The following is a 22,613-nucleotide window of genomic DNA, read 5'->3' on the forward strand; positions in this document are numbered from 1 at the left end:
ATTAACTAGATCATTTATGCAGAAAACAAAATCCTTGATGGGATTCGAACCAAAATTACTTGCAAACATTGAGACTTTGTAAAATTAAAGAAATCACTAAGGATTTTCGAACCACAAAAAAAGCCTGCAAAATATACACTTTGCAGGCTTTCAATTTTTTATAGTGACCCCGGAGGGGTTCGAACCCCCAACCCTCAGAGCCGAAATCTGATATTCTATCCAGTTGAACTACGAGGTCAAAATGTTTATTTTTTAAATTCCAAATTCCAACTTAAAATTGGAATTTGGAATTTCTATAATTGGAATTTTACGCTAATAATTTCTTCACAATAGTAGAAATGGTTTTTCCTTCAGCAGTTCCTCCTAATTGAGCAGATGCTAATCCCATAACTTTACCCATTGAAGCAATTCCTGAAGCTCCAGTTTCAGCAATAATTTTTGCTACTATAGCCTCTACTTCTTCTTCGCTTAACTGTGCTGGTAAAAACTTCTCGATTACTGCAACTTGAGCTAATTCTGGCTCAGCTAAATCAGGACGATTTTGCTCTGTAAAAATTCTGGCACTCTCTTTACGAGTTTTTACTAATCTTTGAAGTAATTTAATTTCTTCATCTTCTGATAAATCTTCTTTAGATCCCGAAGCTGTCGAAGCTAACAACAACTCAGATTTAATTGCTCTTAATGATTCTAGCGCTACTGTATCTTTTGCTTTCATGGCCGTTTTAATCTCGTCCATGATTTGTGTTTGTAAACTCATCTTATATTTTTTTATTTGAATAAGCAATTGCTTATAAATTGATCTATTAACTAAGTGTTTTTTATTTTAACTAATATTTCTAGTTTGTCAGGCTGAGTCCTTCGTCCTCGCTCAGGATAAACTTAGTCGAAGCCCTTCCTAACAAGAAGTCCTTCGACTACGCTCAGGGTGACAATATTGTTTTAAAAGTACTATTGAAAAGTCAAATTTCTAAATTCTGTGCGAAGATAAAAAAAATAACCCGAAAATTAAATCCAATTTTCGGGTTACCCTAATATTATGATTGTAAAATTAATCTACGTTGTCGTGCAAAAATGAATTATTTGAACGTAATTGAAGATCATTATTACTATCAGTTCCAACAGAAATTCTAGAATTAGTATTGTTAGATTGAGAATTTGACAAATCAATTCCTAATCTCTTATAAGCTGGCTCTTTTTCCAACTCATCAATTCTAGAAACATTATTATGAAACTTATAATTAAACTCTTTTAGTTTCTTTCTTCTTTCTTCAGCTCTTAATCGTAATGTTTCTTCAATTGTTAATTCCATTGGAGAAACTTCTGAAGTCGTTGTGTAATCTGCATCTGTTGCAAAATCCACTCTTGGCTTCAAAGTAATATTCAATTCTTCAGGAACCACATCTTCGATTACTTTTTCTGCAGGTTTTGAAGACATTAAGTCATTCTCAACTTCCATATATTCTTCTAAAGAATATTTGATCACACCTTTATCTGAAAGTTCAGTTACTGGCACAAATTGCACAGGATCATTTACTTTAATATTGCGAGTTTCATTACTCAACTCAAACATAATTTTTGATTCCTGCTCAGCAACCGGCTCTCTTTTAACTTCAGGCTCTGATCTAAAAAGAGGAAGATCAAAAGAAAAAGTCGTTTGTTCTTCTTTCTCAAATGTTCTTTGCTGTACTGGTTTTACTTCTTGAACAGTTTCTGCTGCAGGCGTTGAAATTTTGAAATCAATATCTGTAATCGGCGAAACAATTTCAAAAGTTACATCAAGGTTTTTAATAAACTCAGACATTACCACCAATTCTTCTTGATTAATTGTTGGCGTTGTTACAGGAGCAGCTGGAATTTCATTTACGGGAGCAACCGTATCCGTATCGTCCATTAAATCAAAAATAACTTTTTCCTCTGATTTTGCAATAGGTGTATCTGCATTCAAATCAAAAGAAGCAAGCGTTTTATTTGTTAAATTATGAACACTTCTTTGCTCATCTTCTAACGTATGAATTATTTTTTTAGGCTCTGTATTAACGATTTCATTTTGTTGTTCAACATCAAAACCAGTAGCAATAATAGTTACCGCAATAGCTTCACCAAGAGTTTCGTCTTCACCAACTCCCATGATAATATTAGCGTTATACCCCGCTTCTGCTTGAATGTGATCATTGATTTCTCCAATTTCGTCAAGCGTTATCTCATTAGATCCAGAAACGATAAGCAACAATACGTTTTTGGCACCTGTAATTTTATTGTCATTTAATAATGGTGAATCTAATGCTGATATAATCGCATCTTTAGCTCTATTTTCACCTTCTGCTACAGACGAACCCATTATAGCGGTTCCACTGTTTGCTAAAACTGTTTTAGCATCACGTAAATCGATATTTTGAGTATAGTGGTGCGTAATTACTTCGGCAATACCTCTAGAGGCAGTTGCTAAAACTTCATCGGCTTTAGAGAATCCTGCTTTGAAACCAAGGTTTCCGTAAACTTCTCTTAATTTATTATTATTAATTACGATTAAAGAGTCAACTTGTTTACGTAATTTTTCGATTCCTAAAAGCGCTTGTTCCTGACGTACTTTCCCTTCAAATTGAAACGGAATTGTCACGATACCTACGGTAAGGATTTCTCTTTCTTTTGCTAATTGCGCGATTACTGGGGCAGCACCTGTACCAGTACCACCACCCATACCTGCAGTGATAAATACCATTTTTGTACCACGATCCAATACTTTTTCGATATCGGCAATACTTTCAATAGCAGACTGCTGTCCTACGTCAGGATTTGCACCTGCTCCAAGACCTTCTGTTAAATTCATACCTAACTGAATTTTGTTAGGCACTGAACTGTTTTGCAGCGCTTGTGAATCGGTATTACAAACGATGAAATCAACGCCTTTAATACCTTGTTTAAACATGTGGTTAATAGCATTACTACCACCTCCACCTACACCTATTACTTTGATAACATTTGATTGGTTTTTTGGTAAATCAAATGAAATACTTCCAAATTCTGAGTTGCTCATCATCTTTTTGGTTTTTGAAATTCTTATTTAATACATTTTTTACTTCTTGGCTTGGGGCAAAGAGTAATCCTTTTCTTTTATTATTCTGCGTTGTCTAAAAAATCTTTGATTTTATCGACATATCTATCAAAAAATGATCTTCTAATTTTTGTTTCTGTAGATTCAGGTTTTTCAACTCTGCTTACTGTTTCTCGAGTATCTTCAATAGTTTCTACTCTTTCAACGTAATTTTCTTCTACTTCGTATCGCTGCACTGGCGGAGGAACATTTCTATAAACAACTTTTGGCTGTTCGTTTACAATTTCCATTCTAACGGCGCTTTGCGTGCTGTTTTCAATACTGTTCATTACTAAACCAACAGCTGTTGCAAACAATGGGCTTGAAATTTCTTCGCTTGAGTTTCCTGCTAAATGCTCGTTTGGATATCCTATTCTGGTATCCATTCCAGTAATATATTCTACTAATTGTTTAATATGCTTTAATTGAGCACCACCTCCAGTAAGAACAATTCCTGCAATTAATTTTTTACGAGGATCTTCGTGCCCGTATGCTTTAATTTCTGCAAAAACCTGTTCTACAATTTCCACTACACGTGCGTGAATAATTTTAGACAAGTTTTTAAGCGAAATCTCTTTTGGCTCTCTGCCTCTTAAACCTGGGATAGAAACAATTTCGTTGTCTTTATTTTCTCCTGGCCAAGCTGATCCAAATTTTATTTTTAAAAGCTCTGCTTGTTTTTCGATAATTGAACAGCCTTCTTTAATATCGTCTGTAATTACATTTCCTCCAAAAGGAATTACAGCTGTATGGCGAATAATTCCGTCTTTAAAAATAGCCAAGTCTGTTGTTCCGCCTCCAATGTCGATTAATGCAACACCAGCTTCTTTTTCTTCTTGACTTAAAACCGCATCTGCTGAAGCTAATGGTTCTAATGTTAATCCAGACAATTCGATTCCTGAACTTTGAATACAACGTCCCACATTTCTGATTGAAGACGCTTGACCAACTACAACGTGAAAACTAGATTCTAATCTTCCGCCGTACATTCCAATTGGCTCTTTAATTTCAGATTGTCCGTCAATTTTAAATTCCTGTGGTAAAACGTGAATAATTTCTTCACCTGGCAGCATCGCCAATTTATTTACCTGATCAATCAAAAGCTGAATATCTTTCTCTCCAATTACCTCTTCTGGATTATTACGGCTGATGTAATCTGTATGCTGAATACTTCTGATGTGCTGTCCGGCGATACCCACAACAACATCTTTTATTTTATAACCTGAATTGTTTTCTGCTTCAAGTATAGCCTGCTGAATTGATTGAATAGTTTGCGTAATGTTGTTTACAACTCCTCTCGCAACTCCTAAACTTTTAGATTTACCAATACCTAAAATTTCAAGCTTTCCATACTCATTTTTCTTGCCTATCATGGCAACTATCTTTGTTGTTCCAATATCTAGACCTACTGCAATGTTATCTTTTTCCATTTTCTATTATTTTGTGCAAACTACTTGTTCCGTAAACCTAAGGTCAATTTTATTGTATTTATATAACGAACTATCCAAAACCGCTTTTTGAAAAAAGGCTTTATAGTTTCTAAATTTTTTATCAACATTCATCATTCTGCCAAAATCGATGAAGTAATTATAATTTCTATTAAACATTTTTAGGCTGCCATTCGGCATAATCTCTATTGCAATGATGTTTTTTTTCAAAAACGCATCGTCATAAATCGTGCGAAATAAAGCAGCTAAATCTTCGTTATTTTTTTCATTTATTGCCCCTGAAACAAGAGGAACTCTAGCAGTAAAATTATCTGACAAAGGCATTTTACCACCCTCATAGTCAATATAAAAAGACTGATCGCCATCATAAACTCTTGCTATGGCTGTCTTCTGTTTTACTACCGCTTTTAGAACACCATCGATACTTACAAAAACATTTGACTTTTCAATCATGTCTTGCGTATCAAGAGTTTTTTCAATCTTATTCAAATCTAACTCATCTTTTCTAATACTGGAAGCGTCTCTTTTATTTTCTATCAACAATTTATTAACCGTTTCCGGCTTCACAAAAAGCGTATTTTCTCCTACAAAAACGACCTCAGATTTCTTTAATTTTCGCTCCCCATTTCGATGTTGCGCGAAAGAATATAAAAAAAGTACCAATCCAAAAATTAGTATTAATCGAATATTTGTCCAATTAAATATTTTCATGCAGCATTTTTTTGATTGACGGCACCATCTCTCCAATATCTCCAGCTCCTATTGTTACAATTATTGGCGCATCACTGGCTTTGATTTCCGCTAATAAATCATTTTTTGCAACAATTTTTTTGTTCGAATTTGTCATTTTACCCAATAACCATTGCGACGTAACCCCTTCCATCGGTAATTCGCGTGCTGGATAAATATCCATTAAAAACACTTCGTCAAACTGAGAAAGACTTTCAGCAAATCCGTCAGCAAAATCTTTTGTTCTGCTAAACAAATGAGGCTGAAAAATCGCCAAAACTTTTCGCCCAGGATACAATTCTCTAACCGCCTGATGAACAGCATTTATTTCAGTTGGATGATGCGCATAATCATCTATATAAACCAACTTATCTGATTTGATCTGATAAGAAAAACGTCTTCTGATTCCGTTAAATGAAGCAATGGCTTTTGCGATAGCACTGGTCGGGGTGCCATAAGTTTTTGCCATCGCAATAGCCATTAACCCATTCATTAAATTATGTTTACCAGGCAGTCCAAAATGAAGATCTTTCATTATCTCTGATGGCGTCTGCACATCAAAAACATAAGCTCCATCTTCAATTCTAACATTATATGCCTTATATACAGCATCTTCGTTTATAGCACATTGAACGCCTTCAAGAGGCAATTCTTTAGTTATAAACAGATTATTCTTGTCTTCTACTTTAGCCGCAAATTCTACAAACGAAGCTTCAATAGCTTCACTTGTTCCATAAATATCCAAATGATCTGCATCCATAGAAGTTATGCAGGCAATATTTGGGTGTAAATGCAAAAATGAACGATCGAATTCGTCTGCTTCAACAACAGTAACTGTTTTTCCCGTACCGATTAAATTAGAGTTGTAATTCTCTACAATTCCACCCACAAATGCTGTAACATCAGCACCACTTTCGTATAGAATATGTCCTAAAATACTAGACGTTGTTGTTTTACCATGTGTTCCCGCAACTGCAAAACTAAAAGTGTCTTTGGTAATGATTCCTAAAACCTCCGCACGCTTTTTAATTTCGTAATTTCTTTCAATAAAATAATTCCATTCAGAATGCGATTTAGGAACCGCAGGCGTAAAAATTACCAATGTATTTTCTACATGATAATTTGCTGGAATTAAATTAATATTATCTTCAAAATGAATATCTATACCGCTTTCAATCAATTCACTTGTAAGCATTGACGGCGTTTTATCGTAACCCGAAACCTGTTTCCCTATATATTTGAAATAGCGGGCCAGGGCACTCATTCCGATGCCTCCAATACCAATAAAATAAACGTTTTGTATTTGATTTAAATTCATTTCTTTTTGCTTTAAGCATTAAGCTATAGGCTTTAAGCCTTCACCTCGGTTTATTATTTAATTAACTTGACAATTTCTGCCACAATATCTTTTGTCGCTTTTGGCATTGCAAGCTTTTTAATATTTACACTCAATTGTTTTTGTTTACCTTCATCTTTCAGCAGCGCTTCAAAAACAATGCTAAATTCATTATCCAATTCAGATTCTTTCAACAAAATTGCACCTTTAGCCTCTACAATAGCTTGTGCATTTTTAGTTTGATGATCTTCAGCTACATTCGGCGACGGGATAAAAATTACCGGCTTTCCAACAATGCATAATTCTGAAACTGATGATGCTCCTGCTCTTGAAATAATCACATCTGCAGCAGCATATACAAAATCCATTCTTTCAATGAAATCAACCACTTTTACACCCAGTTGATTGTATTTTTTATACTCGTCAAAATATAGCTTTCCACACTGCCAGATTACCTGAACGTCTTGCGAAAGAAAGTTTGGCAATTCCTTTTCAATTAACTGATTGATTCTTCGAGCACCTAAACTTCCACCTAGAACCAATAATGTTTTTTTGTTCGAATCTAAACCAAAAAACGCAATTGCTTCATCACGCTTACTTTCAATATCAATTAGATCCTGACGAACTGGATTTCCTGTCAAAACAATTTTCTCTTTTGGGAAAAATCTTTCTAAGTTTTGATAGGCTACACAAATTGCATTTGCTTTTTTACTCAACAATTTATTGGTAATTCCCGGGAAAGAATTCTGTTCCTGAATTACTGTCGGAATCCCTGCCGAACCAGCTGCCTGCAATAATGGACCACTGGCAAAACCACCAGTTCCAATAACTACATTTGGTTTGAACTTTTTAATAATTCGTCTTGACTCTAATAAACTTGAAGCCAATTTTAAAGGAAACATCATGTTTTGCAATGTTAACTTTCTTTGTAAACCAGCAATCCAAAGACCTTTTATTTCGTAACCTGCCTGCGGTACTTTTTGCATCTCCATTTTATCTTTGGCGCCCACAAAAAGAAATTCAGCATCAGGAAATTGTAATTTTAATTCGTTTGCAATCGCAATTGCAGGATAAATATGTCCTCCTGTTCCTCCTCCGCTTAGTATGAATTTATACTTTGTCATATTTTTTAATAGCTATTATTATAAACTATTTTACCCTTTCTTATTTGTTTAAAACTGCATTCATTGGATTTCTCGAACTATCCTCGATTGAATACATTTCTGCATCTTGATAAACTTCTTTTTCATCAACAGCTAAATCTTCTTCAGCCAATTCTTTATCAATTAATCTTTGAAGTGCTTCTTTTCGTCTTTCTTTCTCCTCCAGTTCTTCTGCAATCTCTTCGTCTTTCTTGGTTACACTTATAATAATTCCAAGTGAAAAACACGTCATCCAGATCGAACTTCCTCCAGAACTTATCAGCGGAAGCGTCTGTCCTGTTACAGGCAGTAATTCTACTGCAACCGCCATATTAATCATTGCTTGAAATATCATGGGGAATCCGAGACCGACGACGACTAATTTTCCGAATAACGTATTGGCTTTATGCGATGCAATCACAAATCGGAATAACAACAATAAATAAAGAACCAATATCGAAACTCCTCCCACTAAACCATATTCTTCTACTACAATCGCATAAATAAAATCTGAAGATGATTGCGGCAAGAAGTTCTTTTGAACACTTTTCCCAGGTCCTAATCCGCCTAATCTTCCTGATGCTATTGCAATTTTTGCTTTCTCAATTTGATAATCATCTTCATCTGGTTTGTCTGTGGTAAAGTTCATAATACGACTTTCCCAAGTTGATACCCTGCTGAAGAATCGAGAATCTGGAAATGCTTTTGCCACCAAAAGAAAAAAAGCCAACATTGCAATTCCTGAACCAATGATAAATCCAATATATTTTAATGGATACTTACCAATAAACGTTAACATCATAACCATCGAAAAAATCAACGCTGTGGTCGAAAAGTTAGCTGGTAATATAAGCGCCAGAGTAATAAAAACTGGAACCCAAAGCTGAATAAACGAGGTCTGAAACGGCTCGTTTTCTTCTTTAGTTTTCGACAAATAGCGAGCCACGTAAATAAACAAAACGCTTGCCGCTAATGTTGATGTTTGAAATGTAATTCCAATGAACGGCACCTGAATCCAACGACTTGCATTTGCTCCTGCAATTACAGTTCCTTTCAACAAGGTGTATAATAACAACAACCAAACTACTGGAAGCGCCACTTTAGAAATTGCTCTAAAATAATGATACGGCACTTTGTGAACCCAGTAAATAATCAAAAAACCAATACAAACGTGTGCTAAATGCTTAACCAAATAACCCAATGTATTCCCAGTTCCATGACCTATATATGCTAGATTACTACTCGCACTAAAAACCGGCATAAATGAAAACAACGCCAACAGAGCCACGAATGACCATATTACTCTATCTCCTTTTAGTTTGTTAACTAACTCCTTCATTGTTGTTTTGTTTCAAGTTTCTTTTGTTTCAGGTTTCAATCTCGATAGCTATCAGGACTGAAACTTTAAACTATTTTCTACAAGTTGTGCACTGCTTGTTTGAATTGCTTTCCACGATCTTCATAATTTTCGAATAAATCGAAACTTGCACAAGCTGGAGACAATAAAACAGCATCTCCTTTTTCTGTTAATCTTTGTGCTGTTTTTACAGCGTCGTTCATATTATTAACTTCGACCATAATATCAACAACGTTTCCAAAAGCATCAATAATTTTACGATTATCAATTCCTAAACAAATAATTGCTTTTACTTTCTCACGAACCAATGACATTAATTCGTTGTAATCATTTCCTTTATCAACGCCGCCGACAATCCAAACTGTCGGAACATTCATACTGTCTAAAGCAAAAAAAGTAGCATTTACATTTGTTGCTTTTGAATCGTTGATATATTGTACATTCTGAATTTTTAATACTTTTTCTAAACGGTGTTCAACACCTTGAAAATTAGATAAACTTTCGCGAATTGTTGCATTTCTAATCTGCATCAATTTTGCTACGGAGCTTGCTGCCATTGCGTTTTTCATGTTATGTTTTCCTTCTAACGCAATGTGTTCTGTTTCCATTGTAAACTCTTCTTGGTTGATCTTTATTTCCATTTTGTTGTTATTTATAGAAGCCCCTTCATCAAATTTCTGAGTCAATGAAAAAGGAATTAATTTTGCTTTTGTTTTGTTGTTCTTTAACCATTCTGCACTTGCTTCATCATCTGCATCGTAAATGAGATAATCGCTTTCAGTCTGGTTCATTGTTATTCGGAACTTCGAATTGATATAATTTTCATATTTATATTCATATCGATCTAAATGATCCGGACTTATGTTTGTTATTATCGCAATATCCGGCCTGTAATCTATAATTCCGTCCAGCTGAAAACTGCTTAATTCAAGAACGTATGCATCGTATTTATTTTCGGCAACCTGCCAGGCAAAACTCTTTCCTATATTTCCACCCAAACCTACATTGAGCCCAGCCGATTTTAGTAAATGATAAGTCAACATTGTCGTTGTAGTTTTACCATTACTTCCCGTGATCCCCACTGTCATTGCTTCTGTAAATGGAAATGCAAATTCAATTTCCGAAATCACTTTTATTCCTGCCGCGATCAGCTTTTTTACTATCGGAGACTTCTCAGGAATTCCAGGGCTTTTCATCACCACATCAGCATTCAGAATTAAATCTTCGGTGTGCTGTTCTTCTTCCCAAGGAATTTTATTTATGATAAGAACTTCTTTATAACTCTCTTTTATCTTTCCGAAATCAGATACAAAAACATCGTAACCTTTTTTCTTCCCGAGGATCGCAGTTCCAACTCCGCTTTCTCCTCCTCCTAGTACTACCAATCTCATCTATCTTAGTTTTAAAGTAATGATTGATAATATGGCTAACATGATTGCAACAATCCAGAATCTTGTAACGATTTTACTTTCGTGATATCCTTTTTTCTGATAATGATGATGCAATGGCGACATCAGGAAAATTCTTCGACCTTCACCAAAACGTCTTTTTGTATATTTAAAATAAGCTACCTGAATAATTACTGAAGCACTTTCTGCAAGAAAAATTCCGCAGAACAAAACAATCAATATTTCTTTACGAACCGCAATTGCTAAAACTGCAATGATTCCTCCAATAGTCAAACTTCCTGTGTCTCCCATAAAAACAGATGCTGGATAGGAGTTGTACCAAAGAAAACCAATCAGGGCCCCTACAAAAGCAGAGATGAAGACGGTCATTTCTCCTGAATTGGGTATATACATTATATTCAAATAATTAGAAAAAATAATATTACCCGAAACAAACGTAAAAATTCCCAGGGCGAGGACCGAGATCGCAGAGGTTCCAGCCGCAAGACCATCTATTCCATCTGTTAAATTAGCTCCATTAGAAACTGCAGTGATAATAAAAATCACTACCGGAATAAATACTAACCAAGCCCATTTTTCATATCCATCTCCTAAAAATGACAAAACTTCAGCATAATCAAATTCGTTATTTTTCACAAACGGAATTGTTGTAGCTGTAGATTTTTCTTCAGCAGGAGCTGGCAGTACCACAGCTGTGCTTGCATTTACTTTAAAAATATCTGCTCTTCCAGTATCCGTTCTAACGGTAACTGCAGGATTAAAATAAAGAACTGCCCCTACTATTATACCAAGACCAACTTGTCCGATAACTTTGAAGATACCTTTAAGTCCTTGTTTATCTTTTTTAAATATTTTGATATAATCGTCAACAAAACCAATTGTACCCATCCACAGCGTAGTTACAATAAGCAATACGATGTAAATATTGTGCAGTCTTGCAAACAACAAAACGGGAACTAAGGTTGCAAAAATGATAATCAAACCTCCCATTGTAGGTGTTCCTGCTTTTTCATTTTGTCCAGCAAGACCAAGCTCACGAACTGTTTCTCCTACTTGCTGGTTACGCAAGAAGTTAATAACTCTCTTTCCGTAAATCGTTGATAAAAGCAGCGAAAGCATAAAAGCCAAAGCTGATCTAAAAGTGATGTACTGAAAAACTCCTGTTCCTGGCCAATCCAGTGTTTTGTCAAAATATTCAAATAAATAATATAACATATATCGTGGTTTATTTGTTTAATCGTTGGTTTGTTGATTCGTTAATTGTTCATTTAATAATTACTCCATTAAACAAATAACCAATTAACCGTTTAAACTTTACTTTGCTAGTTGATCTAAAATTTCTTTTACGGTTTCCATATCGTCAAAATGATGACGAACTCCGTTTATTTCTTGATAGGTTTCATGACCTTTTCCTGCAATTAGAATAATATCATTTGGCTGAGCCAATTGACAAGCCGTTTTTATAGCCTGTTTTCTATCAGTAATTCTTAATATTTTTTTGTAATTATGTGCTTCTACACCTTTTTCCATTTCATCCAAAATCACTTCTGGATCTTCGTTCCTAGGATTATCTGATGTTAAAATTGCTTTATCACTAAGATCTGTAGCAATTTTTGCCATAATTGGTCTTTTTGTTTTATCTCTATTTCCGCCGCAGCCCACAACTGTAATCAATTGCTCGTTTTTAGTACGGATGTCTTCAATTGTTTTTAGAACATTTTCTAAAGCATCTGGTGTGTGTGCATAATCGACAATTGCTGTGATTTTAGAATCGGTAACAATATATTGAAAACGACCTGAAACACTTTCTAAATCAGACAATAAGCGCAACGCTTCAAGACTATCCATACCCAATTCTACAGCTGTTCCATAAATGGCTAAAACATTGTAAGCATTAAAAGTTCCAATTAGTTTTACCCAAACTTCATTGTCATTTACTTTTAACAATAATCCTGATAATTGGCTTTCTAATATTGTTGCTTTAAAATCTGCATATGTTTTTAAAGCATAAGTAAATTTTCTTGCAACCGTATTTTGCAGCATTACAGTTCCATTTTTATCATCAATATTTGATAAAGCAAAAGCTGTTTTTGGCAGAGAATCAAAAAATGATTTTTTCACATCTCTGTATTCTGCAAAAGTTGGATGATAATCTAGGTGATCGTGTGAAAGATTCGTAAAAATTCCACCAACAAAATGCAATGCCTCTGTACGTTTTTGATGAATTCCGTGTGAGCTCACTTCCATAAAGCAGTGCGTTACTCCAGCTTCAATCATCTCATTTAAATAATGATTGATTGTAATTGAATCTGGTGTTGTATGCGTTGCAGGATATTCCGTATCATCCACCATGATTTTTACAGTTGATAATAAACCAACTTTAAAACCTGCTTTTTGAAACAACTGAAATAATAATGATGCAATGGTTGTTTTACCATTTGTTCCTGTTACTCCAACCAGTTTTAATTTTGCCGACGGATCTTCAAAATAATTCGCCGCCATAAAAGCTAAAGCTGTATTGGTATCTTTTACCTGAACATAAGTAATTCCTTTTTGAATTGTTTCAGGAAGCGTATCGCAAATAATAGCAACAGCTCCTAACTCGATAGCTTTATTGATATAATCGTGACCATCAGAAAGTGTTCCTCGTATTGCCACAAAAACATCATTTGCTTCAACTTTACGAGAATCAAATTCAATTTTATGAATAGCTGTTTCTGTTGAACCTATAACAGATTCAATCGCCGCTTTGTATAATATGTCTTTTAGTATTTTCACGATAATTCTAATACTATAATTGAGTTTTTACTAATGTTTTGTCCTGCTTGAATCGATTGATTCTTAACTTTTCCTACTCCTGTTACTTTCACTTTTAAACCTAAATTTTCAAGTAAAGCAATTGCATCCATTCCCGGCATTCCTTTTAAATCAGGAATTTGTTTCGATTTTTTATTTGATTCTACATCGTATTTATCGTAACTGCTTTCCTGCTTTGCGATTTTAGAATCAAGCTGTTTAATCTTATTTGTTGATGGTGCGTCTGTAAATATTTTTTGAGCGATTCTTTTAAAAACCGGCCCTGCAACGTCTGCTCCGTAATAATTATTTCTAGATGTATTGGGTTTATGAACCACTACAATACATGAATATTTAGGATGATCTGCTGGAAAATATCCAACGAAAGAGGACGCATAATACATAGCAGACTTACCTTCTTTTCCGCCATAATTTACCTGAGCGGTCCCTGTTTTTCCTGCCATCGAAAAATCCTTCGAATACAATTTAGAACCCGTTCCTTTTTTTACTACGTTTGCTAAAACTGCTTTCACTTTTTTTATGGTTTCAGGCGAACAAACTTTTGGATTTATTACTTCAACATCAAACTTTTTAATCGTTTTATTCCACTCTTTTATTTCCGACACAAATTGCGGTTTTACCATTACACCATTATTTGCAACGGCATTATACAAGGCTAAAGTCTGCATTGGCGTAACCGAAACATTATAACCAAAAGCCATCCACGGAAGCGAAATTCCTGACCAGTGTTTGTCTCCAGGCTGCGGAATATAAGGTCTTCCTTCTCCTTTAAAATGCAATCCTAATGTCTTATTTAATCCATAACTGTTAATATGGTTTACAAACTTAGACGGGTTATTTTTGTAATTCTCATAAACAGCCTGAACCATTACTGTATTTGAAGAAAGTTCAAATCCACGTGCCAATGTAATTTTCCCATATCCTCCTCTGTGCGAATCACGAACAGCACGGCCATAATATCTAATTTCACCACCATGACTGTCATAAACCTTACTTGTATCAGCTACTTTATCTTCTAAAATCGCCATTAAATCAACTAGTTTAAAAGTCGATCCTGGCTCCTGAGATTCTGCAATTGCGTAGTTTGTGGTTTCATAATACGATCCATCTTCAGCTCTTCCCAGGTTCGAAATTGCTTTTACATGTCCCGTTTCTGTTTCCATAACCACCACACAACCATGATCTGCTTCGTAGTCTTCTAATTGTTTTAATAAAGCGTGATGTGCAATATCCTGAATAAAAACGTCGATTGTCGAAATAACATCATAACCATCAATAGGATCAACTTCGTTCAAATCACGAATCGGTTTCCATTGCCCTTTTGCGATTTTTTGCTTTAATATTTTCCCGTCTTTTCCGTTTAAATAATTCTTAAAAGCCCACTCGATTCCTTTTCCTACTTCAACTCCAGTTGCCGGATCAATTCTGTCATATCCAATTGTTCTTTCAGCAATTTTTCCTATCGGATGCTTTCTAACCGTTTCTTGCTCAACGATAATCCCTCCTTTGAAAGCGCCTAAATTGAATAATGGAAAACCTTTTATTTTCACATATTCTGTATAACTTAGGTTTCTAGCAATCAAATAATAACGATTTTTATTTGCTCTGGCTTTTCGTAATTCTTTTTCAAAATAACTTCCAGATTTTCCTAAAACTGTTACAAGAGAATCTGACAATGCTTTTACATGTTTCTCAAAAGTTTCTGTTTTTGGAGCTTTAGCATCAAAACGAATCTCGTAATTCGGAATCGATGTCGCTAATAAACTTCCATCAGCAGAGTAAATATTTCCTTTGTTTGCCGGAATTACAAAATTTCTAACGGTACGCTGTTTTGCTAATTTTCGGTAGTAATCTCCTTCCACCCACTGAATATTGGTCAATTTAACAACAATAGCAATTGCCATCAAAAAGATGAAAACTGCTACGAGGTAAATTCTGTAGGATATATGTTTATCGTCTACTGCCATATTCTTTTAAAGAAACTTTTTTCTTCTTCTTTTTCAACTTCTATTTTCACTGGAGGAACTGTCGACGGAAAAATTTGCTTTTCGAGCATCTTATCCGATATTGTTGACTCCATTTTTAACTTCATCAATTCTGAACGTCGATCTACAAACTCTGATCTTAATTCTTTTACTTCGTTATTTAATTTTGCAATTTCAAAAACCTTTTGTTCATAACGCTGTGTATTTGCAATCATCAAAATTGCCAGCAGAATTATAAAAACAATGAATCGCCAATTCTTTACCGCATCATCATTTAGCAGAAATCTTGCTTTTAATATTCCAAATACTCCACTCTTCATTTTCTACCTATATATATTATATCTTTTCAGCAATCCTTAATTTCGCACTTCTTGCTCTATTATTGATCTTAATTTCGGCGTCGTCAGGAACAATCAGTTTTCCGATAGTTTTAAACGGCACTGAAAAATTCCCATAAAAATCACGTTCTGGTTCTCCTTCAAACATTCCGTTTTTAATGAATCTTTTTACCAGCCTGTCTTCTAATGAATGGTATGAGATTACTGAAAATCTTCCGCCTGGTTTCAAAATTTCTAAAGACTGCTCAATAAACTCTTTCAAAACATCCATTTCCTGATTTACCTCAATACGAATCGCTTGATAAATCTGAGCCAATATTTTATTCTTAACTCTTTCTGGTAAATATCTTGCTAGAACTTCTTTTAATTCATCGGTTGTCTTGATTGGGTAATCATGTCTCGCCTCAACAATCGTTCTTGCTAGAACTGGTGCGTTTTTCAACTCCCCATAATCAAAAAAAACACGACGTAAATCCTGTTCTTCATATTCGTTAACCACTCGATAAGCATTTAAATCATTTTTTTGACTCATCCGCATATCCAGCTCGGCATCAAATCTGGTTGAAAAACCTCTCTCTGGAACATCAAATTGATGTGATGAAACTCCTAAATCTGCCAAGATTCCATCTACTGCTTTAACACCATGAAAACGAAGAAATCTTTTTATAAATCTAAAGTTCTCATTAATCAAGGTAAATCTTTCGTCGGGCAATGCATTTGCAAGCGCATCCTCGTCCTGATCAAAAGCAAATAATTTCCCATTTGGCCCCAATCTTCTCAAAATTTCTTTTGAGTGACCGCCGCCGCCAAACGTTACATCTACATAAATGCCGTCCGGCTTAATATTTAAACCATCAACTGTTGGATGAAGTAAAACTGGATTATGATATTCCATTGTCGTCGTCATTAATATTTCCCATTACTTCTTCGGCTAAATCTGCAAAATCCATATCTTCGCCGCTTATTGATTTTTCGTATAAATCTTTATCCCAAATTTCCACAATATTAACCGCAGATGAAAAAACGACATCTTTAGAAATACCCGAAAACGTCACTAAATCTTTTGGCACCAACAATCTTCCTAATGCATCAATATCTACCACTTTAACTCCGGCAGTAAATCTGCGAATGAAATCATTATTCTTTTTTACAAAACGATTCAGCTTATTAATTTTTGCCATCATTAGATTCCATTCTTCCATCGGATACAATTCTAAACATTGCTGAAAAACGGAACGCTTCAAGACAAAACCGTCCTGAAGAGAAGAAGCCAATTGCTTTTTTAAAGGCGCAGGTATCATTAACCTCCCTTTAGCATCGACTTTACACTCATATGTTCCAACAATTGTATTCAAGAAAAACGTACTAATATGTTACACAGCAAAAATATAAAAAAAAATACCACATATTACCACTATATACCACTTTGTTAATAAGTTTAACCGCTTTACTACCACCTCAGCTAAACCATAAGCAATCAATACGTTAGACAAAAATCAGTTTCAAAATCTTTTTATTTAAGAATTACAAAAAATCTGCTTTATTTATCTTAAAAAAGTAAATATTCTGCAATTATTTTAACAACTCATTTTTTTACGAAACAAACACTAAAACCTGATTTATAACCACTTAGTAATTACAACGAAATAATCTAGTTAAAAAAGGGCAGCAAAAATTCATTTTTATTTATTTAACCCTATATTTGTCCCAAATGAAATTGGCATTAGATTAGATGGACAAAAACTACAAAAAAGAAGGCAAATACAGCTATTATGAAGCTGGAGAGGGGACTCCTATCGTTATTTTACACGGGTTAATGGGAGGCCTTAGTAACTTTGATGCTGTAGCGGAATATTTTCCAACGAAAGGATACAAAGTTGTAATCCCAGATTTGCCAATATACACGCAGAGTATTTTAAAAACAAACGTAAAAAGCTTTGCCAAATACGTAAAAGACTTTATTAATTTCAAGGGTTTTGACCAAGTTATTTTACTAGGAAATTCACTTGGAGGACATATTGCACTTTACCACACCAAACTATATCCTGAAAAAGTAGCCGGACTTGTAATTACAGGAAGCTCTGGACTTTACGAAAGCGCCATGGGCGACAGTTACCCTAAAAGAGGAGACTACGAATACATCAAAAAGAAAGCTGAAGATGTATTTTATGACCCAAAAATTGCGACACCAGAATTAATAGATGAAGTTTACGCAACTGTTAATGACCGCATAAAATTAATAAAAACATTAACGATTGCCAAGAGTGCAATTCGCCATAATATGGCCAAAGATTTACCTAAAATGACAGTTGAAACCTGTATTATCTGGGGTAAAAATGATGCTGTAACACCACCTAATGTTGCTGAAGAATTTGACAACTTATTGCCTAATTCAACTTTGTATTGGATAGACAAATGCGGACACGCTGCTATGATGGAACACCCTCAGGAATTCAACAAAATTCTTGAAGAATGGCTTGTTGCAAAGAATTTATAGCATCTAACTTTCGAATTTAAGAAGGTTTTAAAACAAAAAACATGAAAATTAATACCGCCGAATTTATTATCAGTAATTCTGATGCTTCAAAATGCCCGGCCGAATTTCTGCCGGAATACGCTTTTATAGGCCGATCAAACGTTGGTAAATCCTCTTTGATCAACATGATTACCAATCACAAAAATTTAGCAAAAACATCTGGAAGACCAGGAAAAACACAATTAATAAATCACTTTAAGATCAACAATAATTGGTTTTTAGTCGATTTACCTGGATACGGATATGCTAAGGTTTCTAAAAAAACAAAATCTGTTTTTCAACAATTTATTACCGACTACTTTGAAAACAGAGAGCAATTAGTCTGCGCTTTTGTTTTGATTGACATTCGCCATGAAGCTCAAAAAATCGACATTGAGTTTATGTCGTATATGGGTGAAAGCGAAATACCATTTTGTATTATTTTTACCAAAGCCGATAAAATCAGTAAAGTAAAAATAGACTCTCATGTTGCGGCATACAAAAAACAAATGTACGCCAACAACTGGGCCGAAATGCCGCATTACTTTGTAACCTCATCTACAGAATCGATCGGAAAAGAAGAGCTTTTAACTTACATCGACGAAGTAAATCAGGAAGTTTTTAAAAACAATAACCAATTTTAAATTCCAAATTTTAATCCTTCGACTTCGCTCAGGAGAACAAAAGATTTACATATAAAAAATTCCAAATTCCAAGTTTTACAATTGGAATTTGGAATTTTTATTTTAAAGAAAAATCTGAAAAAACATTTTTTAGATTATATTTGAAGTAAATCAAATATAATCCATGAGTAATTTTCGATCGGTTAATTTCACGCTTTGTTTTATTTCTTTTTTTATTTTATTCTCTTGCCAATCATCCCATTATATGTTTACCACTGGACAAAGAACCGGAGTTGATTTCTCTTCCGGAAAATGGCTTTTAAACGAATTAGATTGTCCAAAAAATGCTAAAGATAAGCTAACCGAAGAATCTTTAGAATTCTTCAAAAAAAACTTAGGCGACCGGATTTTTTATATTCATGACGTTAAGGGATTGCTCGTAACCAGAAAAATTAATTTAAATCCTAATAGTATAAAACTAAAAGAACTAAAAGACGGAACTGGTTTTGATTTCTTTATCAATATTTCCACTAAAAAAGACAGAAGTGACTTATCTTCGGTAGAACTTTATCAGGACGAATACTCCACGCAAAGAAATGAAGCTTCGGTGACTTTAGAGATATATGATTTAAATTTAAAACAAATTATTTACTCCCAAAAAGTAGTAGGCATTACCAATAAAGGAAATACAAAATCGATGTGGGAAACTGAAAAGTCAGACAAACTTATAGACAACATAACACTTTATAAAAATTCAGACAACTTAATGACTGGAGCATTAAAACGAATTTTTAAAGATTTAGAAAAAAGATCTGTGAAATAAAATTCCAATAAAAAAATCCCAAACTCCAATTGTAATTTTGGAATTTGGGATTTGGATTTTAAAAAATTGAAAATTATTTCGTTAGTTCCAATTTTTCCGCAAAATAGTCACAGAAATCTTTCATTGTGTCCGACATTTTTTCATCATCTGTTGCACGCTTAAAAGTATCTGCCATTGCAACTAATGTTTGATGAAAGAAAATTTTCATTTCGTCTACAGGCATATCTTTTGTCCATAAATCGATACGCATAGTTTCTTTGGCTTTACTATCCCAAATAGATAACATTATCGCTTTTGCTTCTTCAGCCTTAACACCGCCGTCTTGCGCACTCCACGTTAATTTTTCTGGAACACGGTTTTCATCTAATTCTATATTGAATTTAATCTCTGAGTTTATTGTATTTGACATTATTTCTTAGGTTTATATTTTGACTTTTCAAAAATTTCTTTTGCATTCACTTTTAATAATTCCGACAGCTGTACATTATTGTTCTTCATATAAGAACGAACGATCTGCCAGCCAATCCACGCACCCACTCTTCCAGGAGAATCGTTATCAATCTCTAAATAAAATTTTGAAAACGGAGCCGGCGCAATAAATCGTGTTGTTAATTTAGGATCTGTACTGTACAACATTTCTTTTTCTAAAAAATAACGCCACATATAGGCTTCATTTTCTTCGCACCATTTAATCTGCTCTGGCGAATAGCCAATTTTTTCAGCATCTGTATATTCTGGCAGCAATAAATCTTTTGCGTACAATTGTTTCCCTTCAAAAATCATTTGAGAAACTAAATTTTTATCTGGATACGCAGGAATGTTTCTATAAGCAAAGCTCGAAACAACATCTGGCATAATTTGTTTTTCCTCAAAATTGTATTTTAAATAATTTGGAAATTCATAGAATTTATGCTCTTTTCCTAAATACAATTCTAACGCAACAATAACCAAACTATCTGCATAAATTGCTTTTGCATTATAGTCCATTTCTCCAATAACAGTAATTACTTTTGGCGTTTTTGTTTTAGGAAAATAATATTTCACATGTTGAAAAAGTGAATTAAATTCGTGACGAACCGGCTCAAAATTGGCGTATTTTTTTTGCACTTCTTCATAAACTTCACGCCAAATTGGTTCCTGCATTTTTTTTAACCAAACTGAATCGTCATTACCAGCTGGAAAAAAGAAAGGATACTGTTTTTTTACTTTTTCCAGATCTTCTGGTTTAGTTTCAAAAAACGCCTTATCAAAACGTTCTACTTTAATATCAATTGGAATTTCTTCGACTTCTTTTTCAACCTTTGTTTTCTGGCTGCAAGACAAAAAAAACACGCACAGAACCACTGCAAAGCGATATATTTTCATTTTATTTTAATTAGATTTGTGTTGCATAAATTTAAATAATCGCTTACTCAAAAATATTTGTGCAAATATACATCCCTGTATTTTAAAACTTAAACTATTATGGCTAAAAAAAGCACTATTCAAACAGAAAAAGTAAACAAACATATTGTAGAATGGTTAAAAAATTATGCTGAGAATGCAAAAGTAAATGGTTTTGTTATTGGAATTTCGGGCGGAGTCGACTCTGCTGTTACTTCTACATTGTGCGCACAGACCGGCTTGCAAGTTTTATGTGTCGAAATGCCAATTCATCAAGCTGAAAGCCAAGTTTCTAGAGGGAGAGAACATATTACACAATTAAAAAAACGTTTTGCAAATGTTTCGAGTGTAGAAACTGATTTGACAGCTGTTTTTGAAGCTTTTAAAGCTGCAGTACCAGAAACAGATGATCAGGCAAAAGTAAATTTATCATTTGCCAATACACGTGCCCGTTTACGAATGACTTCTTTATATTATTTAGCCGGAATTCATGGATTACTGGTTGCAGGAACTGGAAACAAAGTAGAAGATTTTGGCGTAGGATTTTACACAAAATATGGTGACGGAGGTGTCGATTTAAGTCCAATTGCCGACTTAATGAAATCGGATGTATATGCTTTGGGAGAATTTTTAACAATTCCTAAATCTATTTTAACTGCAGCGCCAACAGATGGTCTTTTTGGAGATAATAGAACCGACGAAGATCAATTAGGAGCCAGTTATGACGAACTTGAATGGGCAATGTTAGCCGCGGAGTCAGGAAATACGGCAGATGACTTTACCGGGAGAGAAAAATCTGTCTTTGAAATTTATAAAAGATTAAACACCAGCAACAAGCACAAAATGGATGCAATACCCGTTTGTTTGATACCAAAAACGTTAAAATAAAACTTTTAACATTCATCTGCAATTAATTACAGAATTTATTTATTAATTTTACAGTTCCAAAAACATGAACAATTCTAAAAAAGGTAAAAATTATGATTAAAGTATGTCTTGCAGACAATCATCCTGTGACTCACTTTGGCGTTAAGTCTTATTTTAAAGACCACGATCAAATTTCAATTGTTGCCAATGTAGGCAATTTTTCAATGGTTAGAGATATCCTTCAGACGAAGGAAATTGACATTTTAATTCTAGATTTAGAGTTAGAAGGTCTTTCTAGCATCTTCGAAGTGAAATCAATCTTGAAAAATTTCCCAAAAAACAAAAATTGTAATTTTCAGTGACTTAGCTGAGCAAATGTATGCTCCAAATGCTATTAAAGCTGGAGTATCTGGGTATGTACACAAAACAGAAAAACTTGAAACTTTAGGTCTTTCTATTATTAAAGTACACGAAGGAAAAATTATTATCAACGAAACTGTACGTAAAAACATGGCACTTATTGCTAAACAAAGCAAAAGCGAGCGTTTGTACAGAAAACTTTCTAATCGTGAAATCGAGGTTTTACGTTATTTAAGTGATGGTAAGAAAAACAATGAAATCTCTAAAATCTTAAATCTGAACGAAAAAACGATCAGTACTTACAAATTAAGATTATTGACAAAATTGAATGTTACTAATTTAGTTGACTTAGTAAACAAAGCTAAGACTTTAGAAATTATTTAATTTACA

General features: G+C 34.1%; 20 protein-coding genes, 1 tRNA gene and 1 pseudogene. 5 read left to right on the top strand and 17 right to left on the bottom strand.

The genetic code is table 11. The features are described 5' to 3' along the window. Window positions 1-164: 164 nt before the first annotated feature. The 15 genes from BOW57_RS14585 to BOW57_RS14655 form a co-directional block, all read right to left on the bottom strand. Window positions 165-238: transfer RNA gene (locus tag BOW57_RS14585), tRNA-Arg, on the bottom strand. A 69-nt stretch (window positions 239-307) separates the two neighbouring features. Then, window positions 308-757 carry a GatB/YqeY domain-containing protein gene (locus BOW57_RS14590; RefSeq protein ID WP_129055265.1) on the bottom strand — a complete coding sequence of 150 codons (450 nt, stop codon included), beginning with the start codon at window positions 755-757 and terminating at the stop codon, window positions 308-310. Window positions 758-1,048: 291 nt separating this feature from the next. Then, window positions 1,049-3,037, bottom strand: a complete 1,989-nt coding sequence (ftsZ, locus tag BOW57_RS14595) for a cell division protein FtsZ (RefSeq protein WP_129055267.1) — start codon at window positions 3,035-3,037, stop codon at window positions 1,049-1,051. A 77-nt stretch (window positions 3,038-3,114) separates the two neighbouring features. Beyond that, on the bottom strand, window positions 3,115-4,521 hold the full coding sequence (gene ftsA, locus BOW57_RS14600) for a cell division protein FtsA (protein ID WP_089054910.1): 1,407 nt from the start codon (window positions 4,519-4,521) through the stop codon (window positions 3,115-3,117). A gap of 6 nt (window positions 4,522-4,527) precedes the next feature. Then, window positions 4,528-5,250, bottom strand: a complete 723-nt coding sequence (locus tag BOW57_RS14605; protein WP_089054911.1) for a cell division protein FtsQ/DivIB — start codon at window positions 5,248-5,250, stop codon at window positions 4,528-4,530. After that, window positions 5,237-6,586 (bottom strand): UDP-N-acetylmuramate--L-alanine ligase, encoded by a 1,350-nt coding sequence (gene murC, locus BOW57_RS14610; RefSeq protein ID WP_129055269.1) that lies wholly within the window; start codon window positions 6,584-6,586, stop codon window positions 5,237-5,239. The genes BOW57_RS14605 and murC overlap by 14 nt, the downstream gene beginning before the upstream one ends. Window positions 6,587-6,639: 53 nt before the next feature. After that, on the bottom strand, window positions 6,640-7,728 hold the full coding sequence (murG, locus tag BOW57_RS14615) for an undecaprenyldiphospho-muramoylpentapeptide beta-N-acetylglucosaminyltransferase (RefSeq protein WP_129055271.1): 1,089 nt from the start codon (window positions 7,726-7,728) through the stop codon (window positions 6,640-6,642). Between the two features lie 40 nt (window positions 7,729-7,768). Further along, window positions 7,769-9,085: an FtsW/RodA/SpoVE family cell cycle protein gene (locus BOW57_RS14620; protein WP_129055273.1), complete on the bottom strand. Its 1,317-nt coding sequence runs from the start codon at window positions 9,083-9,085 to the stop codon at window positions 7,769-7,771. 77 nt (window positions 9,086-9,162) lie between these two features. Next, window positions 9,163-10,494, bottom strand: a complete 1,332-nt coding sequence (murD, locus tag BOW57_RS14625) for a UDP-N-acetylmuramoyl-L-alanine--D-glutamate ligase (RefSeq protein ID WP_089054915.1) — start codon at window positions 10,492-10,494, stop codon at window positions 9,163-9,165. Beyond that, on the bottom strand, window positions 10,495-11,727 hold the full coding sequence (gene mraY, locus BOW57_RS14630; RefSeq protein WP_089054916.1) for a phospho-N-acetylmuramoyl-pentapeptide-transferase: 1,233 nt from the start codon (window positions 11,725-11,727) through the stop codon (window positions 10,495-10,497). Between the two features lie 99 nt (window positions 11,728-11,826). Then, the gene (locus BOW57_RS14635) at window positions 11,827-13,290 is read right to left on the bottom strand and encodes a UDP-N-acetylmuramoyl-L-alanyl-D-glutamate--2,6-diaminopimelate ligase (RefSeq protein WP_129055275.1); all 1,464 of its coding nucleotides are present in this window, start codon (window positions 13,288-13,290) and stop codon (window positions 11,827-11,829) included. After that, window positions 13,287-15,296: a penicillin-binding protein gene (locus BOW57_RS14640; RefSeq protein ID WP_129055277.1), complete on the bottom strand. Its 2,010-nt coding sequence runs from the start codon at window positions 15,294-15,296 to the stop codon at window positions 13,287-13,289. The genes BOW57_RS14635 and BOW57_RS14640 overlap by 4 nt, the downstream gene beginning before the upstream one ends. Further along, on the bottom strand, window positions 15,287-15,634 hold the full coding sequence (locus BOW57_RS14645; protein WP_129055279.1) for an FtsL-like putative cell division protein: 348 nt from the start codon (window positions 15,632-15,634) through the stop codon (window positions 15,287-15,289). The genes BOW57_RS14640 and BOW57_RS14645 overlap by 10 nt, the downstream gene beginning before the upstream one ends. 16 nt (window positions 15,635-15,650) lie before the next feature. Further along, window positions 15,651-16,559: a 16S rRNA (cytosine(1402)-N(4))-methyltransferase RsmH gene (rsmH, locus tag BOW57_RS14650; protein WP_206734748.1), complete on the bottom strand. Its 909-nt coding sequence runs from the start codon at window positions 16,557-16,559 to the stop codon at window positions 15,651-15,653. After that, window positions 16,534-17,007, bottom strand: coding sequence for a division/cell wall cluster transcriptional repressor MraZ (locus BOW57_RS14655; protein WP_089054920.1), 474 nt, complete (start codon window positions 17,005-17,007; stop codon window positions 16,534-16,536). Before BOW57_RS14655 ends, rsmH begins: the two co-directional genes overlap by 26 nt. 377 nt (window positions 17,008-17,384) lie before the next feature. On the opposite strand from BOW57_RS14655, the gene BOW57_RS14660 reads away from it, so the two are divergent. The 3 genes from BOW57_RS14660 (at window position 17,385) to BOW57_RS14670 (ending at window position 19,613) form a co-directional block, all read left to right on the top strand. Beyond that, on the top strand, window positions 17,385-18,149 hold the full coding sequence (locus BOW57_RS14660; RefSeq protein ID WP_089054921.1) for an alpha/beta fold hydrolase: 765 nt from the start codon (window positions 17,385-17,387) through the stop codon (window positions 18,147-18,149). A 41-nt stretch (window positions 18,150-18,190) separates the two neighbouring features. After that, a complete protein-coding gene (gene yihA / locus BOW57_RS14665) occupies window positions 18,191-18,811 on the top strand; it encodes a ribosome biogenesis GTP-binding protein YihA/YsxC (protein ID WP_129023814.1) in 621 nt (206 codons plus the stop codon). 244 nt (window positions 18,812-19,055) lie between these two features. After that, window positions 19,056-19,613, top strand: a complete 558-nt coding sequence (locus BOW57_RS14670; protein ID WP_129055283.1) for a hypothetical protein — start codon at window positions 19,056-19,058, stop codon at window positions 19,611-19,613. 73 nt (window positions 19,614-19,686) lie between these two features. Here the strand turns inward: BOW57_RS14670 and gldC are convergent, their stop codons facing one another. Both gldC and gldB read right to left on the bottom strand, forming a co-directional pair. Continuing rightward, on the bottom strand, window positions 19,687-20,022 hold the full coding sequence (gldC, locus tag BOW57_RS14675; protein ID WP_164973718.1) for a gliding motility protein GldC: 336 nt from the start codon (window positions 20,020-20,022) through the stop codon (window positions 19,687-19,689). Continuing rightward, complete coding sequence (gene gldB, locus BOW57_RS14680; protein WP_129055285.1) at window positions 20,022-20,978, bottom strand: gliding motility lipoprotein GldB; 957 nt, start codon at window positions 20,976-20,978, stop codon at window positions 20,022-20,024. Before gldB ends, gldC begins: the two co-directional genes overlap by 1 nt. Before the next feature lie 99 nt (window positions 20,979-21,077). Between gldB and nadE the strand changes: the two genes are divergently transcribed. Beyond that, window positions 21,078-21,884 (top strand): NAD(+) synthase, encoded by an 807-nt coding sequence (gene nadE, locus BOW57_RS14685; protein WP_129055287.1) that lies wholly within the window; start codon window positions 21,078-21,080, stop codon window positions 21,882-21,884. A 92-nt stretch (window positions 21,885-21,976) separates the two neighbouring features. After that, window positions 21,977-22,607 (top strand): annotated as a pseudogene (locus tag BOW57_RS14690) (LuxR C-terminal-related transcriptional regulator). Window positions 22,608-22,613 lie beyond the last annotated feature (6 nt).

The sequence above is a fragment of the Flavobacterium sp. YO64 genome, from assembly GCF_004119505.1.
Taxonomy (GTDB): Bacteria; Bacteroidota; Bacteroidia; order Flavobacteriales; family Flavobacteriaceae; genus Flavobacterium; species Flavobacterium oncorhynchi.

Bases quoted from the DNA above. Each gene is read 5' to 3' on its own strand.
- BOW57_RS14590 (WP_129055265.1), bottom strand. From the start codon at position 757: ATGAGTTTACAAACACAAATCATGGACGAGATTAAAACGGCCATGAAA.
- ftsZ (WP_129055267.1), bottom strand. From the start codon at position 3,037: ATGATGAGCAACTCAGAATTTGGAAGTATTTCATTTGATTTACCAAAA.
- ftsA (WP_089054910.1), bottom strand. From the start codon at position 4,521: ATGGAAAAAGATAACATTGCAGTAGGTCTAGATATTGGAACAACAAAG.
- BOW57_RS14605 (WP_089054911.1), bottom strand. From the start codon at position 5,250: ATGAAAATATTTAATTGGACAAATATTCGATTAATACTAATTTTTGGA.
- murC (WP_129055269.1), bottom strand. From the start codon at position 6,586: ATGAATTTAAATCAAATACAAAACGTTTATTTTATTGGTATTGGAGGC.
- murG (WP_129055271.1), bottom strand. From the start codon at position 7,728: ATGACAAAGTATAAATTCATACTAAGCGGAGGAGGAACAGGAGGACAT.
- BOW57_RS14620 (WP_129055273.1), bottom strand. From the start codon at position 9,085: ATGAAGGAGTTAGTTAACAAACTAAAAGGAGATAGAGTAATATGGTCA.
- murD (WP_089054915.1), bottom strand. From the start codon at position 10,494: ATGAGATTGGTAGTACTAGGAGGAGGAGAAAGCGGAGTTGGAACTGCG.
- mraY (WP_089054916.1), bottom strand. From the start codon at position 11,727: ATGTTATATTATTTATTTGAATATTTTGACAAAACACTGGATTGGCCA.
- BOW57_RS14640 (WP_129055277.1), bottom strand. From the start codon at position 15,296: ATGGCAGTAGACGATAAACATATATCCTACAGAATTTACCTCGTAGCA.
- BOW57_RS14645 (WP_129055279.1), bottom strand. From the start codon at position 15,634: ATGAAGAGTGGAGTATTTGGAATATTAAAAGCAAGATTTCTGCTAAAT.
- rsmH (WP_206734748.1), bottom strand. From the start codon at position 16,559: ATGACGACGACAATGGAATATCATAATCCAGTTTTACTTCATCCAACA.
- BOW57_RS14660 (WP_089054921.1), top strand. From the start codon at position 17,385: ATGGACAAAAACTACAAAAAAGAAGGCAAATACAGCTATTATGAAGCT.
- yihA (WP_129023814.1), top strand. From the start codon at position 18,191: ATGAAAATTAATACCGCCGAATTTATTATCAGTAATTCTGATGCTTCA.
- BOW57_RS14670 (WP_129055283.1), top strand. From the start codon at position 19,056: ATGTTTACCACTGGACAAAGAACCGGAGTTGATTTCTCTTCCGGAAAA.
- gldC (WP_164973718.1), bottom strand. From the start codon at position 20,022: ATGTCAAATACAATAAACTCAGAGATTAAATTCAATATAGAATTAGAT.
- gldB (WP_129055285.1), bottom strand. From the start codon at position 20,978: ATGAAAATATATCGCTTTGCAGTGGTTCTGTGCGTGTTTTTTTTGTCT.
- nadE (WP_129055287.1), top strand. From the start codon at position 21,078: ATGGCTAAAAAAAGCACTATTCAAACAGAAAAAGTAAACAAACATATT.